General features: G+C 71.6%; 14 protein-coding genes. 7 read left to right on the top strand and 7 right to left on the bottom strand.

The window, feature by feature from the left end:
* The 3 genes from BHU15_RS20745 to BHU15_RS20740 all read left to right on the top strand — a co-directional run.
* On the top strand, nt 1-497 hold a 497-nt coding region (locus tag BHU15_RS20745), incomplete at its 5' end, for an SCO6745 family protein (protein ID WP_438284972.1).
* An 80-nt stretch (nt 498-577) separates the two neighbouring features.
* Nucleotides 578-718 carry an LPFR motif small protein gene (locus BHU15_RS40190; RefSeq protein WP_167756200.1) on the top strand — a complete coding sequence of 47 codons (141 nt, stop codon included), beginning with the start codon at nt 578-580 and terminating at the stop codon, nt 716-718.
* A gap of 113 nt (nt 719-831) precedes the next feature.
* A complete protein-coding gene (locus BHU15_RS20740; protein WP_069628570.1) occupies nt 832-3204 on the top strand; it encodes a Tex family protein in 2373 nt (790 codons plus the stop codon).
* Nucleotides 3205-3288: 84 nt separating this feature from the next.
* Here BHU15_RS20740 and BHU15_RS20735 read toward each other — a convergent pair whose 3' ends face one another.
* Nucleotides 3289-4932 (bottom strand): ABC-F family ATP-binding cassette domain-containing protein, encoded by a 1644-nt coding sequence (locus BHU15_RS20735; protein WP_069628569.1) that lies wholly within the window; start codon nt 4930-4932, stop codon nt 3289-3291.
* A 79-nt stretch (nt 4933-5011) separates the two neighbouring features.
* On the bottom strand, nt 5012-5527 hold the full coding sequence (locus BHU15_RS20730; protein WP_107422889.1) for a TrmH family RNA methyltransferase: 516 nt from the start codon (nt 5525-5527) through the stop codon (nt 5012-5014).
* A 155-nt stretch (nt 5528-5682) separates the two neighbouring features.
* Between BHU15_RS20730 and BHU15_RS20725 the strand changes: the two genes are divergently transcribed.
* Nucleotides 5683-6642 (top strand): FAD-dependent oxidoreductase, encoded by a 960-nt coding sequence (locus tag BHU15_RS20725; protein ID WP_069628568.1) that lies wholly within the window; start codon nt 5683-5685, stop codon nt 6640-6642.
* Nucleotides 6643-6679: 37 nt separating this feature from the next.
* Here the strand turns inward: BHU15_RS20725 and BHU15_RS20720 are convergent, their stop codons facing one another.
* Nucleotides 6680-8419 carry a BCCT family transporter gene (locus BHU15_RS20720; RefSeq protein ID WP_079128268.1) on the bottom strand — a complete coding sequence of 580 codons (1740 nt, stop codon included), beginning with the start codon at nt 8417-8419 and terminating at the stop codon, nt 6680-6682.
* An 81-nt stretch (nt 8420-8500) separates the two neighbouring features.
* A complete protein-coding gene (locus BHU15_RS20715; RefSeq protein WP_069628566.1) occupies nt 8501-9811 on the bottom strand; it encodes a M14 family metallopeptidase in 1311 nt (436 codons plus the stop codon).
* A gap of 266 nt (nt 9812-10077) precedes the next feature.
* Between BHU15_RS20715 and BHU15_RS20710 the strand changes: the two genes are divergently transcribed.
* The gene (locus tag BHU15_RS20710; protein ID WP_069628565.1) at nt 10078-11118 is read left to right on the top strand and encodes a LacI family DNA-binding transcriptional regulator; all 1041 of its coding nucleotides are present in this window, start codon (nt 10078-10080) and stop codon (nt 11116-11118) included.
* Nucleotides 11119-11192: 74 nt separating this feature from the next.
* Here the strand turns inward: BHU15_RS20710 and BHU15_RS20705 are convergent, their stop codons facing one another.
* Both BHU15_RS20705 and BHU15_RS20700 read right to left on the bottom strand, forming a co-directional pair.
* Nucleotides 11193-13457 (bottom strand): glycosyl hydrolase, encoded by a 2265-nt coding sequence (locus BHU15_RS20705; RefSeq protein ID WP_247748722.1) that lies wholly within the window; start codon nt 13455-13457, stop codon nt 11193-11195.
* Between the two features lie 188 nt (nt 13458-13645).
* Complete coding sequence (locus tag BHU15_RS20700; RefSeq protein WP_069628564.1) at nt 13646-14515, bottom strand: putative protein N(5)-glutamine methyltransferase; 870 nt, start codon at nt 14513-14515, stop codon at nt 13646-13648.
* A gap of 330 nt (nt 14516-14845) precedes the next feature.
* Between BHU15_RS20700 and sph the strand changes: the two genes are divergently transcribed.
* Nucleotides 14846-15850, top strand: a complete 1005-nt coding sequence (sph, locus tag BHU15_RS20695; RefSeq protein ID WP_069628563.1) for a sphingomyelin phosphodiesterase — start codon at nt 14846-14848, stop codon at nt 15848-15850.
* 82 nt (nt 15851-15932) lie between these two features.
* Nucleotides 15933-16655: a MerR family transcriptional regulator gene (locus BHU15_RS20690; RefSeq protein ID WP_069628562.1), complete on the top strand. Its 723-nt coding sequence runs from the start codon at nt 15933-15935 to the stop codon at nt 16653-16655.
* 26 nt (nt 16656-16681) lie between these two features.
* Here BHU15_RS20690 and BHU15_RS20685 read toward each other — a convergent pair.
* On the bottom strand, nt 16682-18264 hold a 1583-nt coding region (locus BHU15_RS20685), incomplete at its 5' end, for a 3-hydroxyacyl-CoA dehydrogenase family protein (protein ID WP_069628561.1).

Raw genomic sequence — 18264 nt, 5'->3', positions numbered from 1 at the left:
GTACAGCGGCCGAGGCGTGCACGCGACACGCCCGGCCGCTGTACGCCGCGCACGCTGATCTGCCGGTTCCCGAGCAGCCGCACCTCGCGTACTGGCACGCGTCGACGCTGCTGCGCGAACACCGCGGCGACGGCCATCTCGCCGCGCTGCTGTCCGCCGGGCTCGACCCGGTCGAGGCGCTCGTCAGCCACACGGCCACCGGCAAGGGCATGTCGCCGCGCTGGGTGCTCCGTACGCGGGGCTGGGCCCGTACGGACTGGGACGCCGCCGCCGGGCGGCTGCGGGAGCGCGGGCTGCTGGACGACGCGGGCGAGCTGACCGGGGCCGGGACCGCGCTCCGCGCCGAGCTGGAGGAGCACACGGACCGGCTGGACTCCGCGCCGTACGAGCATCTGGGCGCCGACGGGGTGGAGCGGCTCACCGAGTTGGGGCGCGGATTCCTGCTGGCGGCGGCCGGTGCGGGAGCCTTCCCGGAGGACCTCATCGGGAAGGGCTGACGTTTGCGGGCGCGCTGAACGGCAACCCGGAGTGTGCGGGTCGGAAAGGTGGATCCGCACATCTATCAGGAGGTTTCGTCATGCGTGCCATCGCAGATGCACTTCGCGCCGTCGGTGGCGCCGTCGCCACGGTGGTCACCCTGCCGTTCCGGCTCGTCGCCAAGCTGTTCGGCGGCGCCTCGCGCGGCACCCGTGGTGGCGGTCGCCCGCGCCGCGCCTGACCCGGTCGCGTGCACCACACCCCCTCTCCGAGAGGGCGCGCGACACGGCGCCCGGCCACCCGGCACAATGCAGGCACACGCACAGCCAGCACGAGAGCCGAGTCGGGGAGAACGTGACGACGTCCATCGAAGGCAGGATCGCCGGGGAACTCGGCGTACGCGAGCGGCAGGTGAAGGCGGCCGTCGAGCTGCTGGACGGCGGATCGACCGTGCCGTTCATCGCTCGCTACCGCAAGGAAGCGACCGAGATGCTCGACGACGCGCAGTTGCGCACGCTCGAGGAACGGTTGCGCTACCTGCGCGAACTGGAGGAGCGCCGGACGGCGATCCTGGAGTCCGTACGCGAACAGGGCAAGCTGGACGAGGCCCTTGAGGCGCAGATCCGGGCCGCCGACACCAAGTCGCGGCTTGAGGACATCTATCTGCCGTTCAAGCCCAAGCGGCGTACGAAGGCGCAGATCGCCCGTGAGGCCGGGCTCGAACCGCTCGCCGACGGCCTGCTGAACAATCCGTCGGTGGACCCCCTGACGGCCGCGGCGGCGTTCGTCGACACCGACAAGGGTGTCGCGGACGCCGCCGCCGCGCTGGACGGCGCCCGCGCCATCCTCACCGAGCGCTTCTCCGAGGACGCCGACCTGATCGGCGAGCTCCGGGAGCGCATGTGGACGCGCGGCCGGCTCACGGCGAAGGTCCGCGAGGGCAAGGGCAACGCGACGGAGGGGCCCGCCGCCAAGTTCGCGGACTACTTCGACTTCGCCGAAGCCTTCACCGCGCTGCCCTCGCACCGCATGCTCGCGCTCTTCCGGGGCGAGAAGGAAGAGGTCCTGGACCTCAGCCTGGAACCGGAGGCCGCGGACGCCGACGCGCTGCCGGGGCCGAGCGCGTACGAGAACATGGTCGCGCGCCGTTTCGGCGTCGCGGACCGTGGCCGACCGGGCGACAAGTGGCTCGGTGACACGGTCCGTTGGGCCTGGCGCACCCGGATCCTCGTGCACCTCGGCATCGACCTGCGGCTGCGGCTGCGTACGGCCGCCGAGGACGAGGCGGTACGGGTCTTCGCGTCGAACCTGCGCGACCTGCTGCTGGCCGCGCCCGCGGGGACGCGCGCCACGCTCGGGCTCGACCCGGGGTTCCGTACGGGGGTCAAGGTCGCCGTCGTGGACGCGACGGGCAAGGTCGTGGGCATCGACACGATCTATCCGCACGTCCCGGCGAACAAGTGGGACGAGTCGCTGGCCAAGCTCGCGCGGCTCTGCGCCGAGCACTCCGTGGACCTGATCGCCATCGGCAACGGGACGGCGTCCCGCGAGACGGACAAGCTGGCGGGTGAACTAATCGCGAAGCACCCGGAGTTGAAGCTCACGAAGGTGATGGTCTCGGAGGCGGGCGCCTCCGTGTACTCCGCCTCCGCGTTCGCCTCCCAGGAGCTGCCCGACCTCGACGTGTCGATCCGCGGCGCCGTCTCGATCGCGCGGCGTCTCCAGGACCCGCTCGCCGAACTGGTCAAGATCGACCCCAAGTCGATCGGCGTCGGCCAGTACCAGCACGACCTCTCGGAGGTGAAGCTCTCGCGCTCGCTCGACGCGGTCGTGGAGGACTGTGTGAACGGCGTCGGCGTCGACGTCAACACCGCCTCCGCGCCACTGCTTTCGCGGGTGTCCGGCATCGGCGCCGGTCTCGCCGAGAACATCGTGGCGCACCGGGACTCCAACGGCCCGTTCCGCTCACGGCGGGCGCTGAAGGACGTGGCGCGGCTGGGGCCGAAGGCGTACGAGCAGTGCGCCGGCTTCCTGCGGATCCGGGACGGTGACGATCCGCTGGACGCGTCGTCCGTCCACCCGGAGGCGTACCCGGTGGTGCGCGCGATGGTCAAGACGACGGGCGGCGAGGTCGCGGCGCTGATGGGCAACGCGGCGGCGGTGCGCTCGCTGCGGCCCGCCGACTTCGTCAGCGACGCGTTCGGTCTGCCGACGGTCACGGACATCCTGCGTGAGCTGGAGAAGCCGGGGCGGGACCCGCGGCCGGCGTTCAAGACGGCGACGTTCAAGGACGGCGTGGAGAAGATCGGCGACCTCACCACCGGGATGGTGCTGGAGGGCGTGGTCACGAACGTGGCGGCGTTCGGGGCGTTCGTGGATGTCGGGGTGCACCAGGACGGACTGGTGCATGTGTCGGCGATGTCGAGGACGTTCGTGAAGGACCCGCGTGATGTCGTGAAGCCGGGCGACGTGGTGCGGGTGAAGGTGCGGGAGGTCGACATCCCGAGGAAGCGGATCTCGCTGACGCTGCGCCTGGACGACGAGGAGCAGCCGCCCGCGGGCGCGTCCGGTACCGACGAGCGCGCTCCGCAGCAACGGCGGGGCGGCAAGGGCCGCGGCCCCGCCGGCGGCGACCGCTCGGCCGCGAAGCGCCAGCCGAAGTCGGCCCCGGCCCCGGCGAACAGCGCGATGGCGGACGCCCTGCGGAGGGCGGGCCTCGGGAAGTGAGCCCGGTGGCGGGCCCGTGCCCCTGCCGGGCACGGGCCCGCCACGGCGCCTCACAGGGCGGGACAGGCGGCGGCGCTCCCGCCGTCAGATCTCCGTGACCTTGCCCGCCGCGATCTCGACGCGGCGGGTCGTGCGGACCGATTCCAGCATGCGGCGGTCGTGGGTGACCAGCAGCAGCGTGCCCTCGTACGAGTCGAGCGCCGACTCCAGTTGTTCGATCGCCGCCAGGTCCAGGTGGTTCGTCGGCTCGTCCAGGACCAGGAGGTTCACTCCCCGGCCCTGGAGCAGGGCCAGGGCCGCGCGGGTGCGTTCGCCCGGGGAGAGGGTGGTTGCCGGGCGCAGAACGTGGGCCGCCTTGAGGCCGAACTTGGCCAGCAGGGTGCGGACTTCGACCGGCTCCGTGTCCGGGACCGCCGCGCAGAACGCGTCCAGCAGCGTCTCCGTGCCGTAGAACAGCGCGCGGGCCTGGTCGACCTCGCCGACCACCACGCCCGAGCCGAGCGAGGCCGCGCCCGTGTCGGGGGACAGCCGGCCGAGGAGGAGCGCCAGCAGGGTGGACTTGCCCGCGCCGTTCGCGCCGGTGATCGCGACCCGGTCCGCCCAGTCGATCTGGAGCGAGGCGGGTCCGAAGTGGAAGTCGCCGCGCCGGACCTCCGCGCCGTTCAGCGTCGCGACGACCGAGCCGGAGCGCGGGGCCGACGCGATCCGCATCTGGAGTTCCCACTCCTTGCGGGGCTCGTCGACGGCCTCGGCGTCCAGGCGTTCGATCAGGCGCTGGGTCTGGCGGGCCTTCGCGGCCTGCTTCTCGCTCGCCTCGGAGCGGAACTTGCGGCCGATCTTGTCGTTGTCCGTCGCCTTGCGTCGCGCGTTCTTGACGCCCTTGTCCATCCAGGAACGCTGCGTCTGCGCCCGCCCCTGGAGGGCCGAGCGCTTGTCCGCGTACTCGTCGTACTCCTCACGGGCGTGCTGCCTGGCCCGCTCGCGCTCTTCGAGATACGCCGCGTAACCGCCGCCGAAGAGGTTGACCTGCTGCTGGATCAGGTCCAGTTCGAGGACCTTGGTGACGGTGCGGGTGAGGAACTCGCGGTCGTGGCTGACGAGGACCGTGCCCGCGCGCAGGCCCGTGACGAAGGATTCGAGGCGTTCGAGTCCGTCGAGATCGAGGTCGTTCGTCGGCTCGTCCAGGAGGAAGATGTCGTAGCGGGACAGCAGCAGGGACGCGAGGCCCGCGCGCGCCGCCTCGCCGCCGGAGAGCGCGGTCATGGGCTGGTCGAGGCCGACGGTCAGCCCGAGGGACGCGGCCACCTCATCGGCGCGCTCGTCGAGGTCGGCGCCGCCGAGGCCGAGCCAGCGCTCCAGCCCCGCGGCGTACGCGTCGTCCGCGCCGGGCGCGCCGTCGACCAGGGCCTGGGTGGCCGCGTCGAGGGCGGTCTGGGCGTCGGCGACGCCCGTACGGCGGGCGAGGAAGTCACGTACGGATTCACCGGGGTGGCGCTCGGGCTCCTGCGGGAGGTGGCCCACGGTCGCGCTCGGCGGGGACAGGCTCAGCGCCCCGTCCTCGGGTGTGTCGAGCCCGGCGAGCAGTCGGAGCAGGGTCGACTTCCCGGCCCCGTTGACCCCGACGAGACCGATCACGTCGCCGGGCGCGACGACGAGGTCGAGCTCCGTGAAGAGTGAGCGGTCGCCATGTCCTGCGGCGAGATTCTTGGCGACGAGAGTGGCAGTCATCAGACCGTCGATTCTAGCGATTCGGGCGGGGACGGAGAGCGGGGCAGGGTGCGGGGGCAGCCGCACGCGCCCCTCGTGGTCAGAGCAGGCCCGCCAGTTTGTAGAGGGCCAGGCTGCCGGCCACGGCGACGTTGAGGCTGGCGCCGGTGCCGATCATGGGGATCTCCACGCAGGTGTCCAGCAGGTCGAGGGCTTCGGGCGGGATCCCGTGCTGCTCGTGGCCGAGCACCATCACCGTGCGGCGGCGGGCCGCGGGCAGGTCCGCCAGGCGTACCGCCTCGTCGGCGAGCTCCACCCCGACCACGTCCGCGCCGCGCTCGCGCTGTCCGCCGAGCCAGCCCGCCGGATCGCCGGTCCAGTGGACGCACACGGGTCTGCGCAGTGTGTTGCCGCGTGCGAGCGCCTCCGGGACCCATGAGAAGCGCGGGAGCACCAGGCACGCGCCGACCGCGTCGCAGGTGCGGGCGAGGGTGCCGAGGTTGGCGCCGTGCAGGGGCCACAGCGGCGCCGCGTACAGATGGTCCCAGCAGGAGTGGGAGCGCGGGCGGCGGTTGCGGCGCAGTTCGCCGGGGGTGCGGGGGCGGATCGCCGTCATCGGCGCGAGGCCGACGGCCTCCGGGATTCGATTCGCATGTGTCGTACGGCGATTCGCGGCTCGCCGGGGCCATCGTCGGTACGTGGTACGCGGGTCGAGTCTCGCCCGTCGCGCGCGGGGTGTCCAACGAATTGCGCGTTCGCTACCGTCCCGGCATGAGTGACACCGTGATCGTGATCGGCGGCGGGGTCGTCGGACTGACGACCGCCGTCGTACTCGCCGAGCAGGGGCGGCGGGAGCGGCGCGTGCGCGTGTGGTCGCGGGACCCCGCCGAGGGGACCACGTCGGCGGTGGCGGGCGCGCTGTTCTGGCCGTACCGCATCGAGCCCGCCGGGCTGGTCGACGTCTGGTCCCTGCGGTCGTTGCGCGAGTACGTGGCGCTGGCCCGGGATCCGGCGGCGACCGGCGTACGCATGGTGGCGGGCGTGCTGACCGGCACCGTGCTCGCCGGGCTGGGGAGTTGGTCGCGGGAGCTGCCCGAGCTGCGGGAGGCGCGGGCGGATGAGCTGCCCGCCGGGGCCGGCCAGGGGTTGCGCGGCCGGGTGCCGCTGGTCGACATGCCGGCGCATCTGCGTTATCTGGAGCGGCGGCTGCGCGCGGCCGGCGGCAGTGTGGAGCGGCGTACGGTCGGCGCTCTGGCCGAGGCGGCGGCGGAGGCATCCGTCGTGGTCAACTGCTCGGGGCTCGGCGCCCGCGAGCTGGTGCCGGACGCGTCGGTCCATCCGGTGCGCGGACAGCTCGTGATCGTGGAGAACCCGGGGATCGAGGAGTGGCTGGTGGCCTCGGGCGAGGGCGCGGCCGGTACGTCGTACCTCTTCCCGCAGCCGTTCGGGCTGATACTCGGCGGAACCGCCGAGGAGCACGCGTGGGATCCGCGCCCCGACCCGGCGACGGCCGCCGACATCGTCGAGCGGTGCGCCGCGCTGCGTCCGGCGGTGCTCGGCGCGCGGGTGCTCGCCCACCGGGTGGGGCTGCGTCCCGCGCGGCCAGGTGTACGGATCGAGGCCGTCCAACTGCCGGGCGGCGCACGGCTGGTGCACAACTACGGCCACGGCGGCGCGGGCGTCACCGTGGCCTGGGGCTGCGCGGAGGAGGCCGCCCGGCTGGCGGGGTGAACCCGCCGGGCGGCCTCCGGGAGACGGACCGGACGGCTCAGCGTGGGGCCGGGGTCTCCGGGGTGCTGCCGGTCGGCTCGTCGTCGGGCGTCGGGCCGATCCGGATCTCGAAGTCCCCGTCGTACTGCTCGTGTCCGGCGATGACCGCCGACTCGACGACCTCGACGCCCCGTTCGCCACGGATGATCAGCGGGTCGTGGCGCAGGTCGCGCACCAGGGCCACGCACATGCCGATCATCACGAGCGCGAAGGGCGCGGCGACGAGGATCGTCATGTTCTGGAGCCCTTGCAGCGCGTCGCCCTGGCCGTCGCCGACGAGCAGCATCACCGCCGCGACGGCGCCGGTCACCACACCCCAGAAGACGATCACGTACTTGTTGGGTTCGAAGTGCCCCTTCTGCGAGAGCGTGCCCATCACGATGGACGCGGCGTCGGCGCCGGAGACGAAGAAGATGCCGACGAGGATCATCACCAGCACGCTGGTGACGGTGGCGATCGGGAAGTCCTGGAGCAGCTGGAACAGCTGGCCCTCGGCCGTCGCCTCGTTGCTGAGGTCACCCTCGCGCCGCTGGAGCCTGATGGCCGATCCGCCGAAGATGGCGAACCAGATCAGGCTCACGGTGCTCGGTACGAGGATGACGCCGCCGACGAACTGACGGATCGTCCGGCCCCGGCTGATGCGGGCGATGAACATGCCGACGAAGGGCGTCCAGGAGATCCACCAGGCCCAGTAGAAGACCGTCCAGCTGCCGAGCCATTCGGCGACGCCCCGGCCGCTGCTGGCCTCGGTGCGGCCGGCGAGTTCGGCGAGGTCGCCGAAGTAGGCCGCGATCGACGTGGGCAGCAGGTCGAGGATGAAGACGGTCGGGCCGAGGATGAAGACGAACAGGGCCAGGAACAGCGCCAGCACCATGTTGGTGTTGGACAGCCACTGGATGCCCTTCTCGACACCGGAGACCGCCGAGGCCACGAACGCCAGGGTCAGGACGGCGATGATGACGACGAGCAGTGCGGTGCTGACGTTGTCCCGCCAGTTCAGCTCGGTGAATCCGCTGCCGATCTGGAGGGCGCCGAGGCCGAGCGAGGCGGCCGAGCCGAAGAGCGTCGCGAAGATCGCGAGGATGTCGATGACGCGGCCGGGGGCGCCGTACGCGTTCTTCTCGCCGATGAGCGGCACGAAGACCGCGCTGATCGTCTGGCGCCGCTTGCGCCGGAAGGTGCTGTACGCGATGGCGAGCCCGACCACGGCGTAGATGGCCCAGGGGTGCAGGGTCCAGTGGAACAGCGTGGTGGCCATGGCGGTCTCGGTGGCCGCCGCCGCGTCCGGGGGGTTGGTGCCGGGGGGCGGCTCGGTGAAGAAGGTGAGCGGTTCGTTCACGCCGAAGAACATCAGACCGATGCCCATGCCGGCGCTGAACATCATCGCGACCCAGGACACGGTCCTGAACTCGGGCTTCTCACCTTCCTCACCGAGTGTGATCTTCCCGTAGCGGCTGATCGCCAGCCAGAGCGCGAAGACCACGAACCCCGACGCCACCAGGACGAAGGCCCAGCCACCGTTGTGGATCAGGCCGGAGAGCATGGAGTTCGACGCACTCTCCAGCGAGTCGGTGCCGGCCACCCCCCAGACCACGAAGGCGAGTGTGAGGACGGCCGTGACGCCGAACACCACCCGGTCGGTCTGGGGGCGTTGGGAGTCCTGGGGATGACCGGGCCCGGCCGTCGTGACCGGCGGCGGGCCTCCTTCGGCTCCCGGTTTCTGAGCGTCCTGCGACACGGGCAACACCTTTCGGGGTTTCACGGAGCATGCGTCGGCGCTCCGTTACGCCTTAACACATGTGACGTGGGTCTCTTTCTATCAACAAGCCTCTACCGGATGTCCAACGGTGAGGTGGTAGGTGGCGCGTCCGTCGAGAAGGAGCGGGACCAGGTTGCGCTGGGACTGACGCAGCGGCACGAACGCGCCGTCACCGCGCGCGGGCAGGGCCTTCACGCCGTGCAGCGCCAGTTCGTCCTTCACATCCGCGTACTGGGCGGCGTCGAGCCGGTAGCCGCAGGGCGGGTTATCGACGGTGTCCTCGGGGCTCGCGGGCTCGTTGTCGGCGCCGCCGAGATAGACGGGGCCGCGGTCGAGCAGTCCGGCCGCGCGGGAGAGGGCGGTGGCGGCGGAGAGCTGTACGCGGCGCTCGTCCGCGTAGCCGAACAGGCCTTTCAGGGAGTCGAGTTGGCTGTCGACGCGGCGCCGGTTGTTCAGCGCGGGATCGTTCTGCTCGGCCTCCGACATGGGATCGACACGGCTCTCGATGAGCAGGCTGACGGAGTGCTTGACCCCGGAGGCGTTGCGCAGGATGCGCTCCTGGCCGTCGCCGGCGGTCTGCTTGATCGGGTCGCCGGTGACGGGGTCGGTCCAGATGCCGTACGTGCCGATGGAGTGGTCTCCGGCGCGGGCCGCGGGGCGTACGTACGCCTCCGAGAGGGTCTGCGCCTCCTTGTGCACGCGGGAGGCGGTGTTGAGGTTGCGCGGCCAGAGGTCGAAGAGGTCCTTGTCGTAGTACGGCGGGGTGGCCCCGTACTCGTGCAGGTCGTAGATGACGTCGGGCTCGCGGTCCCGGGTGAGGGCGGCCATGACGCGGCCCTCGGCGGTCTTGAGCGCGATGTGGTCGCGGTTGATGTCGACGCCGTCCGAGTTGCCCCGCGTGTCGGCGGCCCGGCCGTCGGGGTTGGCGGTCGGGACGACCAGGACGCTCGTACGGTCCAGGAAGCGCTTCGTCGCGCGGTCCTTGGGATAGGCCAGGTCGCGGACGGTGGTGAGGCAGGCCTCACGGCCCGACGGCTCGTCGCCGTGCTGACTGCAGATCAGCAGGAGGCTGGTCACCGACCGCTTGTTGCCCAGCTCGACGAGGTTGAGGGGGCGGCCCTGCTTGGTGGTGCCCAGGGTGCTGACGGCGACCCGGTCACCGCCGCGGTCGACCGCGGCGAGGAATTGCTGCTCCTGCGCGAGGGTGGTCCACTCGGCGCCGTCGCTCTCCTCGAAGCCGGTACGCGGCGGAGTCTGGGCAAAGTCGCCGGCCGTGGTCGAGGGGAGGGCCGACGACGGCAGTGCGGTGAGGGGGACGACAAGGGCGGCGGTGGCCACCGTCAGGGCGAGCGTACGAATCCGGGACGTCATCTGGTGCGGTCTCCGATGCTCGGCGGGGCGGTCCGAGGGACACATGCCCCGTGAACGGAATTCCATGGGGCGGAAACGTACTCCGGTGAACAACGGTGCGACAGAGGGCTGTCCGCGATCAGCCGTATGTCGGGAGATACGCGCCGTCCCTGCTGAGGCGCGTGCACGAGTGCTTGGGAGCGCTCTCTGCGTGGCGGGGGCAACGGATACCCTGTACCGGTCCCGGCAGCCCGTACGGGCATCCGCAACCACGAGGAGCGCCCGTCTTGCCCGATCAGTCGCCTGGTTCCCGGCCCACCTTGGAAGCCGTCGCGGCGCGCGCGGGCGTCTCCCGGGCCACCGCGTCCCGGGTGGTCAACGGGGGCGCCGGGGTGCGGCAGCCGCTGGTCGACAAGGTGCTCAGGGCCGTCGAGGAGCTGGGGTACGTCCCGAACCACGCGGCCCGCACCCTGGTCACCCGGCGCACCGGCGCGGTCGCCGTGATCATCGCGGAGCCGGAGATCCGGATCTTCTCGGATCCGTTCTTCTCGCAGCAGATACGCGGCATCAGCAAGGAACTCACCGCCCACGACACGCAGTTGGTGCTGCTCCTGCTCGAAGGTCCCGGCGACTTCGGGCGGATCGCCCGGTATCTGGCGGGCGGCCATGTCGACGGCGCGCTCGCGTTCTCGCTGCACATCGACGACCCGCTGCCGGGAATCATCCGCCGGTCGGGGACGCCGACGGTGTACGGCGGCCGGCCGAGCTGGACGTCGGCGCCGAGCGACCAGGGGGTGCCGTACGTGGACGCGGACAATCGCGGCGGCGCGCGGGCGGCCGTGCAGTATCTGCGAGACCTCGGGCGCGCGCGCATCGCGCACATCGCGGGCCCGGCCGACCAGACGTCGTCCACCGACCGGCTCGACGGCTACCGCGATGTGCTGCTGGACGCCGATCCGGCGCTGATCGCCGAGGGCGAGTTCACGGTGGAGAGCGGTGCGCGGGCGATGCGGGAACTCCTGGACCGGCGCCCCGACCTGGACGCGGTGTTCGCGGCCAACGACCTGATGGCGTCCGGTGCGCTGCGGGTGCTGCGCGAGCGCGGGGTGTCGGTGCCCGACGAGGTGGCGCTGGTCGGTTTCGACGACATGGTGTCCGTCGCCGAGGACACCGACCCGCCGCTGACCACGATCCGCCAGGATGTGGAGGGGCAGGGGCGGTTGATGGCGCGGCTGCTGCTGCGGGGGCTCGACAAGGACAGCGAGGAGGCGCGGGCGCCGGCGTCCGTGATCACGCCGACCACGCTGGTGCGGCGGGCCTCGGCCTGAGGAGTGCCGTTCCGATCAGGCCGGGGACCCGCCGCGGGTGGGGGGTGATGGTCAGCCGCGCTCGTGCGGTGGGATCAGCCCGTGGTGCTCGCCGAGGAGCGTGCGGGCACCGTGAGCGTCGTACCGTCCGAGAACGTGACCGTCCGCTCCGTCGACGCGAAGTTGTGCGCCGCGTACGTGCTCACCCCGCCCTTGGTGAAGACGGCGGAGGTCGGGATCGACCCGGTGACGGCCGGGTCGGGGGCGCCGACCGCGTCGAGGGTGTTGATCCAGTGGTTGACGTGCGCCTTGGACTCGCCCGCCTCCGGGGACAGGGCCGCCTGACCGGCGTCCCACTTGGCCTTCGCCTTCGCCGGGTCGGAGATCGCCTCGAACTCCCAGAGGATGTCGCGCCATTCGACGGCGGGGCCGCCGTTCTGCTGCTCCATCTCGGCGATGTTGCGGCCGATGGCCTCCTTCTCACGGCCCAGGTGGAGTGAACCCCCGGTCACGGGAAGGACGTTGATGCCGTGGATCTCCTCGGGGTTGGCGGTCCACCAGGTGGAGTACGCGCCGCCGCTGCCCCACACCATGCCGACCGTGCCGCGTGCGAAGTCCGCCGGGAAGACCTCCTGGTCGGCGTCGAACCAGTACTGGCCGATCGCCTCGGACTCGGTGGCCAGCAGATACGAACCGAGGTCACGCAGCTCGTCGTTGCCGGTCGCCGAACCCCACAGGACCAGTCCCGCGCTGAGGTTGATCGACTCCGACGACGACTCCTGGTTGTTGCCCGCGGCGAAGCCCTGGTGTCCGGAGGCCCAGCTGTGGCCCGCGTACACGTCGAAGCCGCGCAGGAACGGGAAGTCGCTGTCCGTACGGCTCGGGTTGGCCGCGTCGCGTACCAGGGTCTCGACCATGCCGCCCCAGGCGGACTCGGCGGCCCACGCCTGGTCGTACTGGGCGACGATCGCCGCCGCGTACACGTAGTAGCTGTAGTGGAAGTGGTGGTCGTTGAGTTCGGTGTCGCTGCCGTACGACGCGGGGTAACCGGTCAGCGTCTTCCAGTCGTCGTCGTAGCTGAACTCACTGGCGCCGCCCGCCGTGAACCACTCCTCAAGGCGGCCCTTGAGCAGGTCGACGATCTTGTCGCGGGTCGCGGTCTCGCCGATCTGGTCGGCGATCGGGGCGAGTTGGGCGAGCCGGCCGAGGGCCTTGCCCGTCCAGTAGGTGTCGGTCGCGCCCGAGAACGGGTCACCGGCGTTCACCACGTCGTCCAACTGCGCCTTGAGCGTGGCCGCGTCGACCCCGTTCGACTCCGGCAGCGCGGGCAGCACACCGGACGCCCGCTGGCTGGTGGTGAAGGAGGTGGACTCGCGCACCTTCATCGTGCCGCGCGGTGACACATAGGTGTACGCGGTGAGCGGGTCGGTCGTGTTGAGCCACTGGTGGCGGTAGAGGGCCTGGAGTGTGCCCTTCTCGGTGCCTTCCTGCGGCTCGGTGGTGAGGGTGTACGTCGCCCCGACGTCGCCGCCCTCGGCGTTCCAGCTGGTCGTGGAGCCGGTGACGAAGCTGAAGGCGTACTTGGCGTACGTCGCGAGCGCGTCCTCGGACGGCAGGAGCGCGAGCGAGAAGTAGTCCTTGCCGCCGAGTCCGGCCGTGATGGTGGAGCCGGAGACCGACCAGTCGCTGCCGGTCGGCGCGAAGAGCGCGTAGTGGTGTCCGGCGACGGTGATGCCGAGGACGTTGCCGTCGTCGGAGAAGACGGTGGGCGCAGACGCGGTGGTGATGCTGGCGTCGCCGCCGGAGCCCTTGGCGTACACGTAGGGCATGCCGTGGCCGATGGTGGTCCGCAGGGTGCGGGTGCCGTCGGACCAGTAGGGCGTGACCGTCCAGTCGGACCAGTCGTCCGCCTTGGTGTCCGGGGAGTTGAGCCCGGCCAGACCGAGGGTGAGATCGGCCTTGTGCGCGTACTCGTACTGCCGTCCGTCGCCCACGATGGCGGGGGTCGTGGGATAGCCGACCTCCAGTCCGCCGGCGGTGGCCTGGTAGGTGAGGGGGTGGCCGTACATCGGGGTGGAGTACGGGTTGTCGCCGTACCGCTGATAGGCGACCGATGTCCACCAGTCGTTGGTGGGCACCGGCCGGTCCTTGGCCGCCTCGGTCAGCTTGGGCGTGACGGGGGCGCCGACGTTGTTGGTGGGACCGGACGTCCCGGCGGGGCGGGTGTCGGAGTAACTGCCGGAGCCGACGGGTACGTTCGCCGCCGCGGCGGGACCGGCGGCGGGGCCCAGCCCTACGGCGGCCATGGCGGTGACCAGAACCAGCACCGAGGCCGGTCGTCTGGAGCGGGAGGTGGGCATGTGACGGCACCTCGAAGTCATGGGGGGAAAGTGGGTCCGAGAGCGCTCTCAGATGTAAAGGAACGTAAAACTTCTGAAACCTGAGTGTCAATAGAGCGGACACAGACAGCAGTTGAGGTCGGACGGCGCCGCCATGCGTTCGAGTCTTGACGGAACGGCGGCGAGGCGGCGCCGGTGTCGCACGTGGGTCATCGGCCGCGTGGGTCCGGGGTGAGGGCGACGGATCCGAGGCGGGCGCCCCTGAGCTGGGCGACGACGACCGTGGCGTCCCACTCCTCGGAGGTCACGACCCGTGGGGCGAGACCGTCGGCCCTCACCGTGGTGACGGCGCCCGGTGCCTGGTGTTCGCTGGTCTCGAACAGCAGATGACCGCCGGGGGCCAGCCAGTGGGACGCCTCGGCCGTGACGCGCCGCAGGACGTCGAGGCCGTCGGCGCCGCCGTCGAGGGCCACCAGCGGTTCGTGGTCGCGCGCCTCGGACGGCAGGAGGCCGACCTCCTCCGTCGGTACGTAGGGCACGTTGGCGAGAAGGATGTCGATACGGCTCCGAAGGTCGTCCGACAGGGCGTCGAAGAGGTCCCCTTCGAGGACCGTGCCGCCCGGGCCGATGTTGCGGCGGGCGCACGCGACGGCCGACGGGTCGATGTCGGAGGCGTACAGCTCGACGGGGCCGTGCGCCGTCGCGAGGAGCGCGGCTCCGAGCGCGCCGGAGCCGCAGCACAGGTCGACGACGACGGCGGGGCGCCCGGCGGTTGTCTGGTGGGCCAGGGCCGCCGCCTGCCGTACGAGGAACTCGGTCCGGCGCCTGGGGACGAAGACCCCGGCGTCGACGGCGATCCGCAGGCCGTAGAACTCGGCCCAGCCGACGACGTGCTCCAGGGGCAGTCCGGCGGCGCGACGGCCCACCATCCCGGTGAGGTCGGCGGGGGTCCGGGCGGCGGAGACCAGGAGGCGCGCCTCGTCCTCGGCGAAGACGCAGCCGGCGGCGCGCAGCGCGGTGACGACGGCGGGGAGGGAGGGCAGTGCGGAGGAGAACGGGGAGGAGAGTGTTGCCGACATGGAAACCTTTCGGGGCGCGTACGGGCGCTCCGGCGGTCTCAGCCTGTCGGTCGGACCGCGCGGCCGCGGGAGGGGAGCACCCGGCCTGACACTGCGGTAATGGGTCCCACCTCCTGGGTCTCGGTACGGGCTCTGCGTAGGTCGGGGTCACAGTACCCCACGGGTGGCGGGCGCGTTCGGGCGTTTCCCCCGATGCTTCACCGCGCCGCGTCCCGCCGCGCCTGGTGGCCGTGTGCTGTACGGATTCACGTCGCCCGGAGGCTACCGGGAAGTAACTACGCCTGGTTTGATGAACGGCGCCGCTCCGCCCCCACCGATCCGGGAGTCCCCGTGCCGCACCCCGTGCTCCGCCGCGTCCCCGCCGTCGTGCTGTCCGGCGCGCTCGCCCTCGCGACACTCGCCGCGACCGCGCCCGGCGCCTCGGCGTCGCCCCGACAGGCCGCCGACACACCCGCGTTGAAGGTGCTGACGTACAACACGTTCCTGTTCAGCAAGCTCCTGTATCCCAACTGGGGTCAGGACCACCGGGCCGCGGCGATCCCGGCGGCCCCGTTCTACGGTGGCAACGACGTGGTCGTCGTGCAGGAGGCCTTCGACAACTCCTCGTCGGACGCGCTCCAGCGGAACTCGGCCGCCCAGTACCCGTACCAGACGCCGGTGCTGGGCCGCAGCAAGAGCGGCTGGGACGCGACGGGCGGGTCGTACTCCGCGCTCACCCCGGAGGACGGTGGCGTCGCCGTGCTCAGCAAGTGGCCCATCGTCCGCAAGGAGCAGTACGTGTTCCAGGACGCGTGCGGCGGCGACTGGTTCTCCAACAAGGGCTTCGTCTACACACAGTTGGACGTCGGCGGCAGCAAGGTCCATCTGGTCGGCACCCACACGCAGTCGACCGATCCGGGCTGCGCGGCGGGCGAGGCGGCCGAGGTGCGGAGCAGTCAGTTCAGGGCGATCGACGCGTTCCTGGACGCCAAGAACATTCCCGCGTCCGAACAGGTCCTGGTGGCCGGGGACTTCAACGTCGACTCGCACGGCGCGGAGTACGCGTCGATGCTCGCCGACGGGGGCCTGGCCGACGCGGACGCGCGGACCGGTCACCCGTACTCCTTCGACACCACGGACAACTCGATCGCGTCCGAGCGCTACCCGGACGATCCGCGCGAGGATCTCGACCACGTCCTGCACCGCGCGGGCCACGCGAAGCCCGGCGGCTGGACGAACGAGGTGGTGAAGGAGGAGAGCGCGCCGTGGACGGTGTCGAGTTGGGGCACGTCGTACACGTACACCAACCTCTCCGACCACTATCCGGTCGTCGCCTCGGCAGCCGGGCGGGACTGAGCCGGCGCCTGACGGGCGCCGGCGGGTGCTCGCGGTCCTCGCCCGTCTTTCGCAGTGGTGGTGAGACAGCAATACTGTCGGTATGGACACAGAGGCCGGGACCGGGCAGGAGCCGACGCTCACCGTCGACGAGCTGGCCGCCCGCGCCGGGGTCACCGTGCGCACCATCCGCTTCTACAGCACGCGCGGCCTGCTGCCGGCGCCGGTGATCGGGCCGCGCCGCGTCGGGCACTACGGGCAGGACCATCTCTCACGGCTCGCGCTCATCGAGGAGCTCCAGCACCAGGGGATGACCCTCGCGGCGATCGAGCGCTATCTGGAGCAGCTGCCGCCCGGCCTCAGTGCGCACGACCTGGCGATCCACCGGGCCCTGGTGGCGACCTGGGCGCCGGACTCGGTGCAGGACGCGACGCGGGCCGAGCTGGAGCGGCGCGCGGGGCGGGCGCTGTCCGACGAGGACATCGACCGGCTCGTGGCGATGGGCGTCCTGGCCCGCGCGGACGCGGCCGGCTCCCCCGGCGACTACCGGGTCGATCCGGGGCTGCTGCGCCTGGGCGTCGAGCTGCTGGACGTGCCGATCTCGCACGAGACGATCCTCGCGGCCCGCACCGTCCTGCTGGAGCACACCCGCTCGGCCGCGCAGGCGCTGTCGCGGCTCTTCCGGGACGAGGTGGGCCATCCGTACGACGTCGCGGCGATGAAGTCGCTGTCGGCCCATATGCAGCCGATGGTCGTACAGGCGCTGGTCACCGCGTTCCAGCGGTCACTGAAGGAGGAGCTGCGGGCCGCGTTCACGGACGGGTGAAGCGGCCCGCGCCCGGAAACCGGCGGTCAGCCGTCGTGGTACGTCTCGCCGCGCTCGGCCTTCGCCACCAGCGACGCGGGCGGCTCGAACCGCTCCCCGTACGTCCGGGCCAGCTCGCGCGCCCGCGCGACGAAACCGGGCAGGCCGCCCTCGTACCCGTTGATGTACTGGAGCACCCCGCCCGTCCACGGCGGGAATCCGATGCCCATGACGGACCCGATGTTGGCGTCGGCGACCGTCGTCAGGACGTTCTCGTCCAGGCAGCGCACGGAGTCCAGTGCCTCCGAGAAGAGCATGCGCTCCTTCAGGTCGGTGAACGGCACGTCGGTGTCCGGCTTGGTGAAGTGCTCGCGCAGGCCCGGCCAGAGTCCGGTGCGGCTGCCGTCCTCGGCGTAGTCGTAGAAACCGGCGCCGCCGGCGCGCCCCGGGCGGCCGAACTCGTCCACCATCCGGTCGATGACCGCGTCCGCCGGGTGCGGGGTCCAGGTGCCGCCCGCCTCCTCGACCGCACGCCGCGTCTCGTCGCGGATCCTGCGCGGCAGGGTGAGGGTCAGCTCGTCCATCAGGGAGAGAACCTTGGCGGGGTAGCCGGCCTGGGCCGCCGCCTGTTCGACGGAGGCGGGCTCGACGCCCTCGGCGACCATCGCGACGCCCTCGTTGATGAACCGACCGATGACGCGCGAGGTGAAGAACCCGCGGGAGTCGTTGACGACGATGGGTGTCTTCTTGATCTGCCGCACCAGGTCGAAGGCGCGCGCGAGCGCTTCGTCGCCGGTCTTCTCGCCCTTGATGATCTCCACGAGCGGCATCTTGTCGACGGGTGAGAAGAAGTGCAGGCCGATGAAGTCGGCGGGCCGGGTGACGCCGTCGGCGAGGGCGGTGATGGGCAGCGTCGAGGTGTTGGAGCACAGGAGCGCGTCGGGGTCGACGACGTCCTGGGTCTCCTGGAACACCCGGTGCTTGAGCGCCGTGTCCTCGAAGACCGCCTCGATCACGGCGTCACAGCCCGCGAGGTCCGCCACGTCGCCGGTCGGTGTGATCCTGGCCAGCAGCGCGTCCCGGCCGGCCTCGGTCGTACGGCCCCGGGCGACCGCCTTGGCCAGCACCTTCTCGGAGTACGCCTTGCCCTTGGCCGCCGCCTCGGCACTGACGTCCTTGAGGACCACGTCGATGCCGGCGCGGGCGCAGGAGTACGCGATGCCCGCGCCCATCATCCCTGCGCCGAGCACGGCGACCTTGCGCACCGGGCGCTTCTCGACGCCCTGGGGGCGGCTGGCGCCCGAGTTGACCGCCTGGAGGTCGAAGAAGAACGCCTGGATCATGTTCTTGGCGGTCTGCCCGGTGACCAGTTCGGTGAAGTACCTCGCCTCGATGATCTGCGCGGTCTCGAAGTCGACCTGTGAGCCCTCGACGGCGGCGGCCAGGATGCTGCGCGGGGCGGGGTAGGGGGCGCCGCCGGTCTGCTTCATGAGGTTGGCGGGGAAGGCGGGCAGGTTGGCGGCGAAGCGCGGGTTGGACGGCGTACCGCCCGGGATCTTGTAGCCCTTGACGTCCCACGGCTGCGCCGACTCGGGGTGGGCGTCGATGAAGGCGCGCGCCCGCTCGATCA

This window comes from Streptomyces niveus, from assembly GCF_001723055.1.
GTDB classification, from domain to species: domain Bacteria; phylum Actinomycetota; class Actinomycetes; order Streptomycetales; family Streptomycetaceae; genus Streptomyces; species Streptomyces niveus.
The sequence above is the reverse complement of the archived record's forward strand: the minus strand, read 5'-3'. Positions and strand labels throughout refer to the sequence as shown.

Bases quoted from the DNA above. Each gene is read 5' to 3' on its own strand.
- BHU15_RS40190 (WP_167756200.1), top strand. From the start codon at position 578: ATGCGTGCCATCGCAGATGCACTTCGCGCCGTCGGTGGCGCCGTCGCC.
- BHU15_RS20735 (WP_069628569.1), bottom strand. From the start codon at position 4,932: ATGACTGCCACTCTCGTCGCCAAGAATCTCGCCGCAGGACATGGCGAC.
- BHU15_RS20730 (WP_107422889.1), bottom strand. From the start codon at position 5,527: ATGACGGCGATCCGCCCCCGCACCCCCGGCGAACTGCGCCGCAACCGC.
- BHU15_RS20725 (WP_069628568.1), top strand. From the start codon at position 5,683: ATGAGTGACACCGTGATCGTGATCGGCGGCGGGGTCGTCGGACTGACG.
- BHU15_RS20715 (WP_069628566.1), bottom strand. From the start codon at position 9,811: ATGACGTCCCGGATTCGTACGCTCGCCCTGACGGTGGCCACCGCCGCC.
- BHU15_RS20705 (WP_247748722.1), bottom strand. From the start codon at position 13,457: ATGCCCACCTCCCGCTCCAGACGACCGGCCTCGGTGCTGGTTCTGGTC.
- BHU15_RS20700 (WP_069628564.1), bottom strand. From the start codon at position 14,515: ATGTCGGCAACACTCTCCTCCCCGTTCTCCTCCGCACTGCCCTCCCTC.
- BHU15_RS20690 (WP_069628562.1), top strand. From the start codon at position 15,933: ATGGACACAGAGGCCGGGACCGGGCAGGAGCCGACGCTCACCGTCGAC.